The following is a 14986-nucleotide window of genomic DNA, read 5'->3' on the forward strand; positions in this document are numbered from 1 at the left end:
TCAAGCTGCCTGTTTTGCAGTGACGAACGCCGCAAGGCTCGCCACGTTGGTGAAGTGATTACGGGTGTCCTTGGCGTCGGCATCGATTTTGATGCCGTACTTTTTCTGGATGGCCAAGCCGAGTTCCAGGGCGTCTACCGAGTCCAGGCCCAAGCCTTCGCCGAACAGCGTTTGTTCATCGCCGATATCATCGACGCTGATGTCTTCGAGGCCCAGGGCTTCGATGATCAGTTCTTTTATCTCACGGTGTAGATCGCTCATCTTCGGCGAGCTCCTTAATAAAGTAATGGTGCAAATAATCATTGAGCTTGCGCGAGGCCTGAGGCGCAGGCCCTTGCGTAGCGAAGGCCTGTGGGTCTATATCGGCCCCGACGCGAAAACTGAAGTGCACGCGGCGTTTGGGAATCCGATACCAGGGTTCGGCCTTGGTCAATGTGGTCGGGCTGACCTTGATGATCACCGGGGTGAGGATTCTCGCACCGCGCAGGGCGATTGCCGCGCCCCCCCGATGAAAGGCCGGCGGTTTACCGGGTTGGGTGCGGGTGCCCTCGGGAAAGATGATCAGGGTCTCACCGCTTTTCAACGCGTCGGCAGCGGCGTCGAGCATATCCATGCTGCCATCGTTGCTGATGTAATCGGTGCGGCGTAGCGGGGCGCGGGTGAACGGGTTTTCCCAGAGGCTTTTCTTGACCACACAGTTGGAGTGGCCCACCAGGCCGATCAAAAACACCACATCGATCAACGAGGGGTGATTGGCAACGATCATTTGCCCTGGCCGTCCGAGTTTTTCCGCGCCCTGGATGTCATAAGTCAGCACGCCAGTGCGAGCCATGAACCGAATGAAAAACCAGAAACAGCGGCTCACTGTCTGTCGGGCACGCTGACGATGGGCCTGAGCGTCTCCCGGCAGGCAACTCAGCAGCGGGAATACCACCAATCGCAGGCATAGCCCGCCCAACCCGAACAGGGTGAAGCTTGCGGCAGTGGCCAGCAGGCGCCAGTAATAGGCGTCGCGGTTTTTATCGGTCACAGGTTGCGTTGCCAGGTCCATACACGATTTTTCCAGGCATGTTGGCAGGTCGTTTGCTGGCCGAGCAGGGTACGCAACAGATTCAGGGCATGGGGCCAGTGGGTTTTGGACAACGCTTGCGAGGTGCTGTTCAGCGACAGCTGCCACTGATTGCCAGGCGTAATCAACAGGCCCACCGCGTAGGGGAATGGCACATCGTCGATCCAGGCCGAGTAGGCTGCGGGCGGTTGCTCTTCTGTCACCACCAGCAGTACCGCGGGCGCGCCTTCCTCAAGCAGCGCCGCCGCTTCTAGCATGCCGTGTTCAAGGCCATCGCCAGCCGCGGCGAGGGCGGTCATTTCGCTGGTTTCGCCACGCATGATCGACCACAGGCCGATCACCGCGTTGTGCACCGACAAGCTGAACTGAGTGGGCGACAACGGTTGATCAGTCGCCAGATCGCTGAGAATGTCGAAGGTGCGCGGGGTTTCGCCATGGCGGGAAATAAAGACCAACGGTAGGTCCTGGCGACCATCGGCCAAAGGCCAGCCGACGCTGAACGCCATCCGCGCCAGACGGCTGAGTCGCCGACGCTGCATGGCCGGCAGAAACGACACATCGGGGGCGGCATCGCTGCGCTCGAGCACGATCGGTTGCCGGCTCCAGGCCTGCCAGTCATCCACGCTTTCAAGCCCGGGGGCCCACGCGCGCCATTGGGCGATGTTGAAGTTGATCACAGACATTCATCCCGCCCCTGCGGGCTTCCTTTTGACGCGGTGAGTCGCAAAAATCGCGGCAGACCTTACGTGGCGCTTAACGCCGAGTGGCGCGCATTATCCCGGTGCGGCGGGCGTGTAGCAAATGCTGGTTACATTTTGTGCAACGAAATGTACCGTCTGGTTCGCGAAAAAGCTGTCGTTTGGCCATTATCCATGTTGCGTCGGACATGTCTGTCAGCTCTATCGGCTGTCGTTGGGCGAGTTGGCGGTTTTTTTCGACGGAAATTACCAATGACTGTGTAGTCCCGATGCCAGCAAGGTAGCTAAGCAGCGCCGTGGACTACTACACTCGGTCATTCTTTGATACACGGAGGTTTTGACATGCGGCGCGTGGTGTTCAATCAGAAAGGTGGCGTGGGCAAGTCAAGTATTGCCTGCAATCTGGCGGCGGTCAGCGCCAGCGAAGGCTATCGCACGCTGTTGGTGGATCTCGATGCCCAGGCCAACTCCACTCAATACCTGACGGGACTCACCGGTGACGATATCCCGATGGGGATCGCTGACTTCTTCAAGCAGACTCTGTCCTCCGGGCCGTTCTCGAAGAAAAGCCAGGTCGATATCTACGAAACTCCATTCGATAACCTTCACGTCGTTACCGCTACTGCCGAGCTGGCTGACTTGCAGCCCAAGCTTGAGGCCAAGCACAAGATCAACAAGCTGCGAAAATTGCTCGAGGAACTGGACGGCGATTACGACCGAATCTACCTCGATACCCCTCCAGCGCTGAATTTCTATGCTGTCTCGGCGTTGATCGCCGCTGATCGTGTGCTGATTCCCTTCGATTGCGACAGTTTCTCGCGTCAGGCGCTGTATGGCTTGCTGGCGGAAATCGAAGAATTGAAGGAAGACCACAACGAAGGGCTGGAGGTTGAAGGCATTGTCGTCAACCAGTTCCAGGCCCGCGCCAGTTTGCCTCAACAGATCCTCGACGAACTGATCGCCGAAGGGCTACCGGTGTTGCCGGTGTACCTGGCCAGTTCAGTGCGGATGCGCGAATCCCATCAGGCCAACACGCCGCTGATCCATCTCGACCCACGACACAAACTGACTCTGCAGTTCGTCGACCTGCACAACCTGCTGGAAAACACCTGAATCGCTGTTGTTGGCGCGAAAACCATGTGGGAGCGGGCTTGCTCGCGAAGGGGTCATAACAGTCAACATCATCGCTGATTGATAGACCGCTTTCGCGAGCAAGCCCGCTCCCACATTTGGCTTCGTGTAGTTTTCAAATCCCCTGACTACGCAACCAGCTCATCAACTGCGGTAACGGGAAGGCCCCGCTCTGGCGAGCCACTTCCCGGCCGTTCTTGAACAGAATCAGGCTCGGGATCGAGCGAATCCCCAACTGCGCCGACAATTGCTGATTTGCCTCGCTGTCCAGCTTGGCCAGCCGACACTTGCCCGCCAATTGCCCCGCCGCCTGCTCGAACACCGGCGCAAACGACTTGCACGGCCCGCACCAGTCCGCCCACACATCCACCAGCAACGGCAGGTCGCCCTTGATCTGACTGGCGTAATCGCCTTGCTTCAATTCGAATGGCTTGTTCAGCAGGACTTCGGCCTTGCAGCGACCGCATTTTGGATGATCGTTGAGGCGCTCGGCGGGGATGCGGTTCAGGCCGTTGCAGTGGGGGCAGGGGATGAGGAGTGGGTCGGTCATGATTGGCTCTCAGTCGGGCAGTCTATGGAACTGATCTGGAGTTGAAGGTGGTCTTTATCAAGGAGACAGGTTTTAGACCACTATCTTCCTCGGTTGCGAAAAGGGCCTATCTGCACTCACGACGAACAACTGATCTCCAGATGCTTGCCCCACTCCGGCGGCCGCTCGGCATAGCTCTCCATTCCAGGCTGCTCCTCGAACGGATTGCTCAATACCGCGTGCAAACGACGAACTTCTGCATAGTCGCCACTTTCCGCCGCATCGATGGCTTTTTGCGCCAGATAGTTACGCAGGATGTACAGCGGATTGACCGCATGCATGCGCGTGCGGCGCTGTTCCTGGTCAACCACGCCTTCACGGGCAACCCGGGCGATGTAAAGCTCGCCCCACGCATCGAAACCCTTGAGGTCGACGAAGTCATCGCGCAAACGGGCGAGGGCCTGCTCCGGTGATTCGTCGCCGAGGCGGCGGAAGAACAGGCTGTAATCGACGCCGCTGTTCTGCATCAGTTGCAGCAGGTGTTCCAGCAGTTTCTGGTCGTCGTCTTCGGCAGTGGTTAGACCGAGACGGCGGCGCATCAGGTCCAGGTAGTGGGCCTGGAACAGCGGCAGGTACAGACCGAGGGTTTCGCGCAGGGCTTCGACGCTGATGAACGGCGTCAGGGCCTGGGCGAGGGCGCTGAGGTTCCACTGGCCGATCGGCACCTGGTTGCTGAAGGAGTAGCGGCCTTGGTCATCGGAGTGGTTGCAGATGAAGTGGGCGTCGAAGTCGTCGAGGAAGGCGAACGGGCCGAAGTCGAAGGTGATGCCCAGGATCGACATGTTGTCGGTGTTCATCACGCCGTGGCAGAACCCATAGGCCTGCCATTTGGCAATCAGCTCGGCATTGCGTTCGACGATTTCGCGGAACATCGCCAGGTACGGTTCCGGCTGTTCCAGGCAGTGCGGGAAGTGCATGGCCAACACGTGCTCGCCGAGTTCTTTCTGTTGCTCGGGGCGCTTGGTGTAGTAGAAAAATTCGAAATGCCCGAAGCGCACATGGCTCGGCGACAGGCGCAGGACCATGGCCGCACGTTCCTGTTTCTCACGCCAGACCGGCGTGTCGGAGCCGATCACGCACAGCGCGCGCGTGGTGGGAATGTTCAGCGCATGCAGGGCTTCGGAGGCGAGAAACTCGCGGATCGATGAGCGCAGCACCGCCCGGCCATCGCCCATGCGCGAATAGGGCGTCTGACCGGCGCCCTTGAGGTGCAGGTCCCAATGCTCGCCAGCGTCGTTATAGACCTCGCCCAGTAACAGGCCGCGACCGTCACCCAACTGCGGGTTGTAGGAACCGAACTGATGCCCGGAATAGACCATCGCTCGCGGCTCGGCCTCGGCCCAGAGCTTGTGGCCGCCGAACAGTTCGGCGAATACCGGCGTCTCGGCCACGGCCGGGTCCAGGTCCAGCAACGCCATGGCGGCGGGGCTGGCGACCACCAGTCGCGGAGCGGCGATGGGCTCGGGCAGCACATGGGTTGAGAACGCATCGCCCAGGCGGGCGAAGCGATTGTCGAAGGTCAGTTCGTCGAGGGCTTTCAACGGCCATCTCCAGCAGAATGTCCGAGCATTCTGCTAGGGATAGCGCGGTTAGTCGAGTTCGACAGGTGGCGGTTCGCGCCGCGGTTTGCTGTCGACCACCGGCACGATGGTTTTGGTTTCCGGCTCGATCGGCACCATCTTGTATTCCTGGCCGTGAAGGTTCTTGAGGTAGACCTCCATCTGCCTGAACGAGATGTTGATGTGCTGCTTCTTGAACTCGCGATTGATGAAGCGGTTGACTTCATCGAGCACCGGGTTGCGGTCGCCGAGGTCGCGCACATGCATGCGCAACTCGTGGTCGAGGGTGCTTTCGCCGAAGTTCAGGAAGTACACGTGGGGTTCCGGATCCTTCAGCACGCGCGGGTTATCCCGGGCAGCCTTGAGCAGCAGCTCTTTCACCAGGTCCAGGTCCGAGCCATAGTCGACACCGAGCTTGAGGGTTACCCGGGTGATGGTGTCGGTCAGGGACCAGTTGATCAGTTGCCCGGTGATGAACGTCTTGTTCGGGACGATGATGTCCTTGCGGTCGAAGTCGGTGATGGTCGTGGCGCGGATGCGGATCTTGCTCACTGTGCCCGACAGGTTGCCAATGGTGATGGTGTCGCCGATCCGCACCGGGCGTTCGAACAGGATCATGATGCCGGAGATGAAGTTGGCGAAGATCTCCTGCATCCCGAAACCGAGGCCGACCGACAGTGCGGCCACCAGCCATTGCAACTTGTCCCAACTCACGCCGAGCGTGGACAGGGTCGAGACGAAACCGACGCCAGCAATCACATAGGACAGTAGCGTGGTCGTGGCGTAGGAACTGCCTTGGGCCAGGTTCAGCTTCGACAGCACAAACACTTCCAGCAAGCCCGGCAGGTTGCGCGCCAGCGCAAAGGTGATGCCGATGATGATCAGCGCGCCGAGCATGTCGCCGATGCTGATCGGCACCATGCTCATGTTGGCACCGGTGCCGCTGGTGTATTCGTAAAGGGTGATGTTGTCCAGGTACGAGAACACTGAGATCAGGTCCGACCAGACCCAATACAGCGCCGCGATGAAACCGCCGAGCAGGGCCAGGCGGATCAGGCGCAGGGACTGCTCGTTGACCTTCTCGATGTCCAGAGTCGGCTCTTCGATCACCGCTTCGCCGTCACCAGCCTCTTTCGCAGCCTGACGTTTGGCCAGTGCGCGTTGATAGGCCAGGCGCCGTGCCGCAACGCTGAGACCACGGACGAAGGTCGCTTCGATCACCAGCCAGAACATCAGCAAGTACAGCGTGTTGATCAACCGGTCGCTGAGTTTCAGCGCGGTGTAGTAGTAGCCAAAGCACACGGCGACGAACAGCGCGATTGGCAGGGCTGTGAACAGAACACCCACGGCCTTGCGGAACAGTGAAGCGTTCTGGTGAGTCGGGCTGCTAACCAGCAGGCGGCTGAGTAGCCAGGCCATCAAGGCGTAGCAAGTCAGCACCACCGGCATGCCGAGCACGTCATCGGCCAGTATCGCTGGTTGCAACTCGGCGACCGCCACCACCGCCACCAGGGCCATCACTACCAGGCCGAGTCGGCGAATCCAGCCTTGAAGGAATTCGACCTGAGGTTTTTCCCAGCGGAAATGCAGTTCGGCCACGCCGCCCGGCGCGAGGATGCGGTAGGCGGTGTAGAACACCAGCCAGGCCTGGGCCATTTGCAGCAGCGCCGCGCCCATATTGGCGTTCTGTCCGCGGGCGTCGATCTGCAACGCCAGGCCGCACAAGGCCAAACCCAGGGATACCGGCATCGCCAGCAGGATGTTGATCAGAATCGCTTGCGGTGTGTGCCACTGGCTGTCGCGCTTGAAATGGCCGATGTCCAGGTGAACTTTGTTGAGGCGGGCATACAGATTCTTTCGGCGCCACAGCAGCGCCCCGATCAGAAAGGCCAGCGGCAGGAACAGCAGCGGCCGCTGCGTCAGGCCATCGGTCAGCTCGCTCACGCTCGAGGCCCACGGCAGGGTGGTGACCTGACGTTCCAGGCGTTCCGGCACGGCGTATATCCACTCAAGATCCAGCGGCTTGTTGCTGGGAATCCAGAACATTTGCTCATCCAGCGTCGCCCTTAGGCTTTGCGCGGTGCTGAGCAGTTGTTTCTGATTGAGTTGCAACGTGATGGATTCGTTGAGCACCGCGCTCAATTCGCGATTCAAGCGCTCCAACAGGTCCGCGCGGGTGGTGGCCAGTTCCAGCAGGCTCTTGCGCAGTTGCGGGGTGACTTGCTCGGGCGGTTGAGTTGCCAGCAGGTTGTCGACATAGGTTGTCGGGTTGCTGAGCAGCTCTCGCTGCTGGCTGACCTCAAACTGGTACAGGCGAATGTCGGCAATCTGATCCGCCAGGTCGCGGTCGAGCCTGAGACGCGGCAGGGCCTGTTTCTGTTTGTACAGAATCTTGGAGAGCAGCAGGCTGCCCTTGAGCACGTTGATCTGTTCGTCCAGCGCCGAGTCGCTCTGGGTCACGCTGTCCAGTTGCTGCTTGGTCTGCAGGTTCTGTTGGGTGACTTCATTGAGGCGGTCGGTGCTTTTGAGCAGGTAGTCGGAGAGCTTCAGGTTGGCCGCGCTTTCGGTGGCCAGCAGGCTGCTGCCGCCGGCCTTCTGCGCTTCGATGGACTGCTGAGTGACGGTCTCTTGAGACTGGGCCAGGCGCTTCTGGTTGATCAGGGTTTGCAGCTCCTGGATCTCCTGATCCAGGCGATTGGATTTTTCCGTGAGCAGGTCATGCTGGCTGTTGCCCAAATCCTGCAACAGGCTGTTGCCGGCCAGTTCCTGGCGACGCAGCGGGATCAAGGCGTTCAGCGCCGCGAGTTCGGCGTTGAGCTGATCGCGTTGCTCGGCGGTCAAGGTCTTGCCGCTGTCCTTGCCGAGCTTGAGGATGTTGTTGATCTGCTGGATGCGTGTCTGGCTGGCAGATATTTCGGCCTGGGCGCGCTCGGGGCGAGTCTGGGCGGTGATGATCAGGCTGTTCGCTTCGGCCAGGGCTTTCTGCAGATCGCTTTGCTGGGTGGAGCGCTCGGTCAGCAATTGCTCAAGCTGCTGAATGGTCTCTTTGGTATAGCGTTGCGCCACCGGCACCACTTTGGTGGCCTTGAGGCGGGTCAGTTCGCGCTGGTTCTCGATGTTCTGCTTTGGCGCATTGGTCAGCTGCTGCTTGAGATCAATCAGCTTCTGATCGTAATCGCGCTGGTTGTTGAGTTGGGTGAGCGTGCCCTGCAAGACCGCTTGCAGGGCCTTTTGATCGGCTTCCGGCAGTTTGCGGTCGGCGATCTTGTTCAGGCTCGCCTGCACGGCTTCGCTGGACGGCGGTTCGGCGGCTTGCAGCGTGCTGATGGAAAGACTCAAGCCCAGCAGGGCCATGATGAAAAAGGTGCGCAGAGTTGACATAAAGACCGATCGAAAACGAGACGAAGTGTGGAGTTTAGAGGAACAGGCCGGGGCCGGGGCGACTTCCTTCGGGGAATCTGACGCCTACCTTACCAATCTTGTTCCCTTCCATGACAGCGACGGTCCAGAGGGTGTTGTTCCATTCCACCTGGTCACCGACTACGGGGGCACCGCCCACTTTCTGGGCAATGAAGTGGCCCAGGGACATGTTTGGATCGATGCCTTCGACTTTCAACCCGTACAGGGCAGCAACCGCGCCCAGCTGGGCGTCTCCTTCGAGTACGAAGTCGCCGAAGAAGCGCAAATCCAGCCCCCGTTGCGGGGCCTGACTGAAGAGTTTTCCGAGGGCCGGAAGGTTGTGTTCATGGCCGATTACGCAGAGCAAATCATCGACTTCGAGCACCGTACTACCCGACGGATGGAGCAGTTGTTGGCCACGAAACAGGGCTGCGATACGGGTACCTTCGGGCATTTTCAGCTCGCGAAGAGGGGATCCAATGCACCATTTCTCGGCACCAAGGCGATACACGAACAGCTCCCATTCACTGGTGACATGCACTTCCAGCGCCGATCGGGAAATCGGCAAGGGCTCCGGCGGGACGGTCACTTTCAAAAGTTTGGCAACCCAGGGCAGGCTCGTGCCTTGCACCAGCAGCGATACCAGGACGATAAAGAACGCCAGATTGAAGTAGAGCTGAGCATTGGGTAGCCCCGCCATCAGCGGGAACACCGCCAGAATGATCGGTACGGCACCGCGCAGGCCAACCCAGGAAATGAATGCCTTTTCGCGGCCATGGAACGCCTTGAAGGGCAACAGGCCGACCAGCACTGACAGCGGGCGGGCAAACAGAATCATCCACAGCGCCAGGCCCAGTGCAGGCAAGGCAATCGGCAGCAGGTCATGGGGCGTAACCAACAGCCCCAGCACCAGGAACATGCCGATCTGCGCCAGCCAGGCCATGCCGTCGAGCATATGCAAAATGCCGTGCCGACTGCGCACCGGGCGGTTGCCGATCACCAGGCCACACAGGTACACCGCCAAAAAGCCGCTGCCGTGCAGGGCGTTGGTCAGGGCAAACACGACCAATCCGCCAGCAATCACCAGAATCGGATAAAGGCCGGTCGCCAGGTTGATACGGTTGACCAGTTGTAGCATCAGCCAGCCACCACCGAGGCCAATCACACCGCCGATGCCGAACTCGCGCATCAAATGCAGGAGCAGATCCCAGTGCAGGCCCGTCTCGCCGCTGGCAAGCATATCGATCAAGGTCACGGTGAGAAACACCGCCATCGGATCGTTGCTGCCGGATTCGATTTCCAGGCTCGCGCTCACCCGTTCGTTCAGGCCCTTGCCGCCCAGCAGCGAGAACACGGCCGCGGCGTCGGTGGAGCCGACGATGGCGCCGATCAGCAGGCCCTGAATCATATTGAGGTCGAACAACCACGCCGCCGCCATTCCGGTCAGTCCGGTGGTAATCAACACCCCGACCGTGGCCAGCGACAGCGCCGGCCATAACGCCACGCGGAAACTCGCCACCCGGGTGCGCAAGCCGCCGTCGAGCAGGATCACTGCCAGGGCGAGGTTGCCGACCAGATAAGCCGTTGGGTAGTTATCGAAAATAATGCCGGCACCGTCGACACCGGCCGACATGCCCACCGCGAGGATGATCACCAGAATCGGGATACCGAGGCGCGATGAAAGTGAGCTCACCAGAATGCTCGCACCTACCAGCAACGCGCCGATCAAGAACAGGCTGTTGATGGTCGTCGCATTCAAAGGCAGTACTCCAGAAAGCTAAAGGCGGGCACAAACTGACCATGCAGTCTGCGTGCCAGCGATTCTAACCTGTTGAAATGTGATGCTGTCAAAAAGCTTTTGACGGCGATCATCCCCTGTGGCGAGGGGGCTTGCCCCCGTTGGGTCGCGCAGCGACCCCCAAGCCGGCGCTGCGGTGTGCCAGGTTCAATGCGGGGGGGTAATTTACGACTGCTTCGCAGCCGAACGGGGGCAAGCCCCCTCGCCACAGGGGGCAGCCGTTACAGGCTAAACCGCCCAACCATGTTGTTCAGGTCCAGCGCCAGGCGCGACAGCTCGTTGCTGGCCGCGCTCGTCTGGTTGGCGCCCGTGGCCGATTGCACCGACAGGTCACGAATGTTCACCAGATTGCGGTCCACTTCACGGGCCACCTGTGCCTGCTCTTCGGCCGCGCTGGCGATCACCAGGTTGCGTTCGTTGATTTCGACGATGGCACTATTAATAGTGTCCAGCGACATGCCTGCACCACGGGCAATATTCAAGGTCGACTCGGCGCGTTCGGTGCTGTTGCGCATCGAATCCACGGCATGTTCGGTGCCGCTCTGGATGCTGCCTATCATGCGTTCGATTTCGCTGGTCGACTGCTGGGTGCGATGGGCCAGGGCACGCACTTCGTCGGCAACGACTGCGAAACCACGACCGGCTTCACCGGCACGGGCTGCTTCGATGGCTGCGTTCAATGCCAGCAGGTTGGTCTGGTCGGCCAAGCCGCGAATCACGTCCAGCACTTTGCCGATGTCTCGCGACTCATTAGCCAGATCGCCGATCAGGGTGGCGGTGCTCTGTACGTCGGCGCTCATGCGCTCGATCGCACTCACGGTTTCCTGTACCAGGTCACGACCGTCGCCAGCCGAAGTGGTGGCGTTTTTCGAGGCTTCGGAGGTGCTCACGGCGTTGCGGGCGACTTCTTCCACGGCGCTGGTCATTTCATTGACGGCGGTGGCGGCCTGTTCGATTTCGTTGTTCTGCTGGGTCAGGCCACGGGCGCTTTCGTCGGTGACGCTGTTGAGCTCTTCCGCAGCGGACGCCAATTGCGTGGCCGAACCGGAAATCCGTTGCAGGGTGTCACGCAGTTTTTCCTGCATCTTCGCCATGGCGGCCAGCAGGCGACCGGCTTCGTCTTCACCGTCGACCGTGATCGGGCGCGTCAGGTTGCCTTCGGCGATTGCTTCGGCGGCGCTCAGGGCATTGGCGATTGGCTTGGTGATGCTGTTGGTCAGCAGCCAGGCGAATAGCAGAGTCAGGCCGGTGGCGATGACCAGCAGGGTCACCGTCAGGTTGAAGGCCGAGGCGTATTGGTCGACGGCTTGCTGATTGGTGTCGAGGGTCTGCTGAGTATTGATCTCCAGCAAACGGTTGAGCACGGAGTTGACGGCTTCAGAGTTCGTCAGCAAATCGGTATTGAGCAGCGTACGCAGTTCGTCGATCTGATTGTTGCGCGACAGGCTCTTCATCCGGTCTTCGATCTGGCGATACTGCCCCAGCAACTGCACATACTGATCATAGGCCGCACGTTCCTGCGGGCTGGCGATCAGTTTTTCGTAGATGGCTTGAGCGGCTCGAATCTGCTGATTACGGGTTTCCAGCAGGTCCATGGTTTTCTGCTGGACGTCCGGCTCACGATTGACCAACAGGCGGTAAGACAGCACGCGCAGGCGCAGGGTCAGCTGAGTGAACTCGTCGAGGCTTTTGATGCTCGGTACGCTGTTCGAGGTGATTTCCTCGGCGGCGCCGCGAATCTTGCTCATCTGGTTCAGCGCGAACACTCCCAGAACCAGCATCAAGCTGCCAATCAAGGCAAAACCGAGGAACGCCCGCGGTGCGATATTCATATTTCGTAAAGACATGGTGTTCACCGAAAAAAGCGCATCCGTGCGGGGCTGAGACTGCTGTATGCATGACTTATCGGTCATACGACTGAAGTCTTGAGGTGCTGCGCGCTTTTGTCGCAGAAGGGTTGCGGCGACGAAGTGCAGGAACCAGATCCGCCAATCACAGTCTTTAAAGCTCGCGAGGAAGGTCGCCCGCCAGCAAAATCAAGGCCTTGCGCCCGAATAACCCTGGCGTCAGTGGTGACTTTTCTTTATCGTACGCGCCCTTTGAAAATGCCTGGAAAATCAAAATGTTGGAAGCATCCCTAAGCCAATTGGAACAACTGGTCAGCGACCTGGTGCAGCAGAATCAGACCCTGCTCGGCACCAATCAATCCCTGAGTGCAGAACTGGCCCAGGTCAAGGATGAAAACGAAAGCCTGCAACTGAGCCTGATGGAACAGGAAGAGAAACAAGGCACCACCGCCGCACGCATTCAGGCCTTGGTTGAGCGCGTCAGCGCCGGCCCTGTCAGCGCATGAGTTACGGCGCCGCAGGGGTAAAAGTCGTCTCGATTCTGGGGGAGGACTATTCGATCAAGGCGCCGGCCGGGGAAGAGCAGACCCTGCTGGACGCCGCATTAATGTTGAAGGCCGCCCTGGCCGAGACCAAAAAGAAATACCCGACGCTGATCGGTGACCGCTTGCTGGTGCTGGCGGCGATGAATCTGTGCTCGCAGCAGATCGAAATGCAAAAGCGTCACCAGCAAGAACTCGACCGTTACCAAGAGCAAGTCAGCGCCACGGTTGAAGTGATCGCCAAGACAATCAATCAGGCCTGATCAGCTTTGCGCACAACCAAAGAATAAATTGTCGTTTTAGTTGTATACAATCGGCATGGCTGTTGCAGTGTTTCAGCCTCTTATTCTTTGGGGGTGCTCCATGCAGTTCTGGCGACGCAGTATTCAATGGCAGTTGATCCTGAGCATGGGCACCGCCCTGCTGGTCAGTATTCTGATCGTGGTTGGCGTTTATACCCTCGTGGTCAACCGCCTCGCCCAGCGCTATCTGGTCGAACAAGCGCTGCCGTCGAGCATCGAGGCGATGCGCAACGACATCGAACGAATCCTCGTTCAACCCCTCACCGCCGCCAAGGACATCGCCAGTAACAGCATGGTGCGCGACTGGTTGGCCGGGGGCGAAAGCAGTGCCCAGACCGACACCTTCGTGAAGTATCTGGAAGGCCTGCGCGCCGAGCACAAAGCCTTTACCGCGCTGATTATCGGGGCCGCTTCAAGCCATTACTTCACTGAAAAAGGCCTGGACCGGACGCTCAGCCGTTCCAATCCCAACGACGCCTGGTTCTATTCGTTCCTCGACAGCAACCAGCCGCGCACCCTCAATATCGACAATGACACCGCCACCGGTGAGTTGGCGCTGTTCATCGACCTCAAGGTCGAGCAGGCCGGCAAAGTCGTGGGCGTCGCCGGGCTGGGCCTGAGCATGAAAGAGCTGTCGGAGCTGATCCAGAATTTCAACTTCGGTGAACGCGGCAAGGTCTATCTCGTGCGCGCCGACGGTTTGATCCAGATTCACCCCGAGACGCAGTTCAGCGGCAAACGCACGCTGGTCGAGCAGATCGGCGCCACGGCGGCGCAAGCGGCCATGGGGCAGCTCTCTACCTCCACCGCGTTCGCCACCAGCAATTTTGTCCGCGATGGCGAAGATTTTCTGGCATTGAGCCTGCCGCTGCGTGATCTGGGCTGGACCCTGGTGGCCGAAGTGCCGCAGTCGCAGATCTACGCCGAAGCCCGCCGCGCGATGTGGATGAGCAGTGGTATTGGTCTGGCGGTGGCACTGGGTTGCCTGTTGCTGGTGGTGTTGCTGGCCCGTGGATTGGTACGGCCGATTCGTCAGGTAACAGCGGCGCTGGTAGCCATCGGTAGCGGTGGTGGAGATTTGACCCACAGGTTAGATTCCAGCCGCGCCGATGAACTGGGTGACCTCGCTCGCGGCTTCAATCGGTTCCTGGAGAGCCAGCGCGACATGATCGGCGAAGTCTTGGCCACCAGTGAACGTTTGCGCACGGCGGTCGGCCAAGTGGCGCGGGTGGTGGATAACACGGCCGAACGCTCGGGCCGTCAGCAGGAAATGACCGACATGGTCGCCACCGCCGTTCACGAAATGGGCCTGACCGTACAGGAGATCGCGCAGAACGCTGGCAACGCGGCCGTTGCTTCGCAAACCGCGCGGGATGAAGCACTTCAGGCGCGGGTAGTAGTGGGCGGGTCGATTCGGCATATCGAAAGCATGTCCAACGAGATTGGTATTGCTGCCGGTGCGGTGGGCGAGTTGGCCCATCAAGTGGCGTCCATCGATCAGGTGTTGGCGGTGATTCGCGGGATTTCCGAGCAAACCAACCTTTTGGCTTTGAATGCGGCCATCGAAGCGGCGCGGGCCGGGGACATGGGGCGCGGCTTTGCAGTGGTGGCCGATGAAGTGCGGACATTGGCGCGGCGGACTCAGTCGTCCACCGACGAGATTCAGCAGATGATCGGCAGCCTCAAGCAGGGCGCGGAGAATGCGGTGTCTTCCATGCACGCCGGGCAAGCGGCGACCGGCACCGGCGTTGAGTCGAGCCAGCGCACCGGGGCGTCGTTGACGGCGATTACCGGGCAGGTCGAGCGCATCAGCGACATGAACCATCAGGTGGCCACGGCGACGGAAGAGCAGTCGGCGGTGACGGAAGAGATCAACCGAAACGTGCAGGGGATCTCTGATTTGGCTCGAGCGACAGCGGGGGAAGTCAGGGCTTGTCGTGAGGATTGTCAGATGTTGCAGCGGTTGGCGGATGATTTGGCACGGCAGATGGGCAGTTTCAAACTTACCTGACCGATCATTCCCACGCTCTGCGTGGGAATGCAGCCCGGGAC

General features: G+C 59.9%; 12 protein-coding genes and 2 pseudogenes. 5 read left to right on the forward strand and 9 right to left on the reverse strand.

Annotation, left to right across the window (positions count from 1 at the left end):
- From ACZ9IM_RS01490 to ACZ9IM_RS01500, 3 genes are read right to left on the reverse strand one after another with little or no spacing between them, the layout of a single operon-like run.
- Window positions 1–261 (reverse strand): phosphopantetheine-binding protein, encoded by a 261-nt coding sequence (locus ACZ9IM_RS01490; RefSeq protein WP_008071040.1) that lies wholly within the window; start codon window positions 259–261, stop codon window positions 1–3.
- Window positions 242–1051 (reverse strand): lysophospholipid acyltransferase family protein, encoded by an 810-nt coding sequence (locus ACZ9IM_RS01495; RefSeq protein ID WP_476223224.1) that lies wholly within the window; start codon window positions 1049–1051, stop codon window positions 242–244. The genes ACZ9IM_RS01490 and ACZ9IM_RS01495 overlap by 20 nt, the downstream gene beginning before the upstream one ends.
- Window positions 1027–1752 (reverse strand): beta-ketoacyl synthase chain length factor, encoded by a 726-nt coding sequence (locus ACZ9IM_RS01500; RefSeq protein WP_123499895.1) that lies wholly within the window; start codon window positions 1750–1752, stop codon window positions 1027–1029. The genes ACZ9IM_RS01495 and ACZ9IM_RS01500 overlap by 25 nt, the downstream gene beginning before the upstream one ends.
- 357 nt (window positions 1753–2109) lie before the next feature.
- On the opposite strand from ACZ9IM_RS01500, the gene ACZ9IM_RS01505 reads away from it, so the two are divergent.
- Window positions 2110–2880 (forward strand): ParA family protein, encoded by a 771-nt coding sequence (locus ACZ9IM_RS01505; protein ID WP_427626647.1) that lies wholly within the window; start codon window positions 2110–2112, stop codon window positions 2878–2880.
- Window positions 2881–3013: 133 nt separating this feature from the next.
- Here ACZ9IM_RS01505 and trxC read toward each other — a convergent pair whose 3' ends face one another.
- The 6 genes and pseudogenes from trxC to ACZ9IM_RS01535 all read right to left on the reverse strand — a co-directional run.
- Complete coding sequence (gene trxC / locus ACZ9IM_RS01510) at window positions 3014–3448, reverse strand: thioredoxin TrxC (protein WP_030129872.1); 435 nt, start codon at window positions 3446–3448, stop codon at window positions 3014–3016.
- 116 nt (window positions 3449–3564) lie between these two features.
- Complete coding sequence (gene selO, locus ACZ9IM_RS01515; protein WP_476223225.1) at window positions 3565–5028, reverse strand: protein adenylyltransferase SelO; 1464 nt, start codon at window positions 5026–5028, stop codon at window positions 3565–3567.
- Between the two features lie 48 nt (window positions 5029–5076).
- Window positions 5077–8427: a mechanosensitive channel MscK gene (gene mscK, locus ACZ9IM_RS01520; RefSeq protein ID WP_427626651.1), complete on the reverse strand. Its 3351-nt coding sequence runs from the start codon at window positions 8425–8427 to the stop codon at window positions 5077–5079.
- Window positions 8428–8461: 34 nt separating this feature from the next.
- Window positions 8462–10204: a potassium/proton antiporter gene (locus tag ACZ9IM_RS01525; protein ID WP_008009120.1), complete on the reverse strand. Its 1743-nt coding sequence runs from the start codon at window positions 10202–10204 to the stop codon at window positions 8462–8464.
- Between the two features lie 260 nt (window positions 10205–10464).
- Window positions 10465–11337, reverse strand: coding sequence for a methyl-accepting chemotaxis protein (locus tag ACZ9IM_RS01530; protein WP_371317140.1), 873 nt, complete (start codon window positions 11335–11337; stop codon window positions 10465–10467).
- A pseudogene (locus tag ACZ9IM_RS01535) lies at window positions 11320–12156 on the reverse strand (MCP four helix bundle domain-containing protein); the annotation flags it as partial. The pseudogene ACZ9IM_RS01535 and the gene ACZ9IM_RS01530, both read right to left, overlap by 18 nt.
- A gap of 209 nt (window positions 12157–12365) precedes the next feature.
- On the opposite strand from ACZ9IM_RS01535, the gene ACZ9IM_RS01540 reads away from it, so the two are divergent.
- The 4 genes and pseudogenes from ACZ9IM_RS01540 to ACZ9IM_RS01555 all read left to right on the forward strand — a co-directional run bounded on the left by ACZ9IM_RS01540 (window position 12366) and on the right by ACZ9IM_RS01555 (window position 14945).
- Window positions 12366–12596, forward strand: coding sequence for a hypothetical protein (locus ACZ9IM_RS01540; RefSeq protein ID WP_008071054.1), 231 nt, complete (start codon window positions 12366–12368; stop codon window positions 12594–12596).
- Window positions 12593–12895, forward strand: a complete 303-nt coding sequence (locus tag ACZ9IM_RS01545; RefSeq protein ID WP_007903196.1) for a cell division protein ZapA — start codon at window positions 12593–12595, stop codon at window positions 12893–12895. Before ACZ9IM_RS01540 ends, ACZ9IM_RS01545 begins: the two co-directional genes overlap by 4 nt.
- A gap of 145 nt (window positions 12896–13040) precedes the next feature.
- Window positions 13041–14078, forward strand: a pseudogene (locus tag ACZ9IM_RS01550) (HAMP domain-containing protein); the annotation flags it as partial.
- Window positions 14079–14213: 135 nt separating this feature from the next.
- Entirely contained in the window at window positions 14214–14945 is a 732-nt protein-coding gene (locus ACZ9IM_RS01555) for a methyl-accepting chemotaxis protein (protein ID WP_476223273.1), read from the forward strand.
- Window positions 14946–14986 lie beyond the last annotated feature (41 nt).

The sequence above is a fragment of the Pseudomonas sp. TE12508 genome (genome assembly GCF_056279485.1).

Coding starts and splice junctions, on each gene's coding strand:
- ACZ9IM_RS01505 (WP_427626647.1), top strand. CDS start 2,110: ATGCGGCGCGTGGTGTTCAATCAGAAAGGTGGCGTGGGCAAGTCAAGT.
- ACZ9IM_RS01545 (WP_007903196.1), top strand. CDS start 12,593: ATGAGTTACGGCGCCGCAGGGGTAAAAGTCGTCTCGATTCTGGGGGAG.
- mscK (WP_427626651.1), bottom strand. CDS start 8,427: ATGTCAACTCTGCGCACCTTTTTCATCATGGCCCTGCTGGGCTTGAGT.
- ACZ9IM_RS01555 (WP_476223273.1), top strand. CDS start 14,214: ATGGTCGCCACCGCCGTTCACGAAATGGGCCTGACCGTACAGGAGATC.
- ACZ9IM_RS01495 (WP_476223224.1), bottom strand. CDS start 1,051: ATGGACCTGGCAACGCAACCTGTGACCGATAAAAACCGCGACGCCTAT.
- ACZ9IM_RS01530 (WP_371317140.1), bottom strand. CDS start 11,337: ATGGCGAAGATGCAGGAAAAACTGCGTGACACCCTGCAACGGATTTCC.
- ACZ9IM_RS01540 (WP_008071054.1), top strand. CDS start 12,366: ATGTTGGAAGCATCCCTAAGCCAATTGGAACAACTGGTCAGCGACCTG.
- ACZ9IM_RS01490 (WP_008071040.1), bottom strand. CDS start 261: ATGAGCGATCTACACCGTGAGATAAAAGAACTGATCATCGAAGCCCTG.
- trxC (WP_030129872.1), bottom strand. CDS start 3,448: ATGACCGACCCACTCCTCATCCCCTGCCCCCACTGCAACGGCCTGAAC.
- ACZ9IM_RS01500 (WP_123499895.1), bottom strand. CDS start 1,752: ATGTCTGTGATCAACTTCAACATCGCCCAATGGCGCGCGTGGGCCCCC.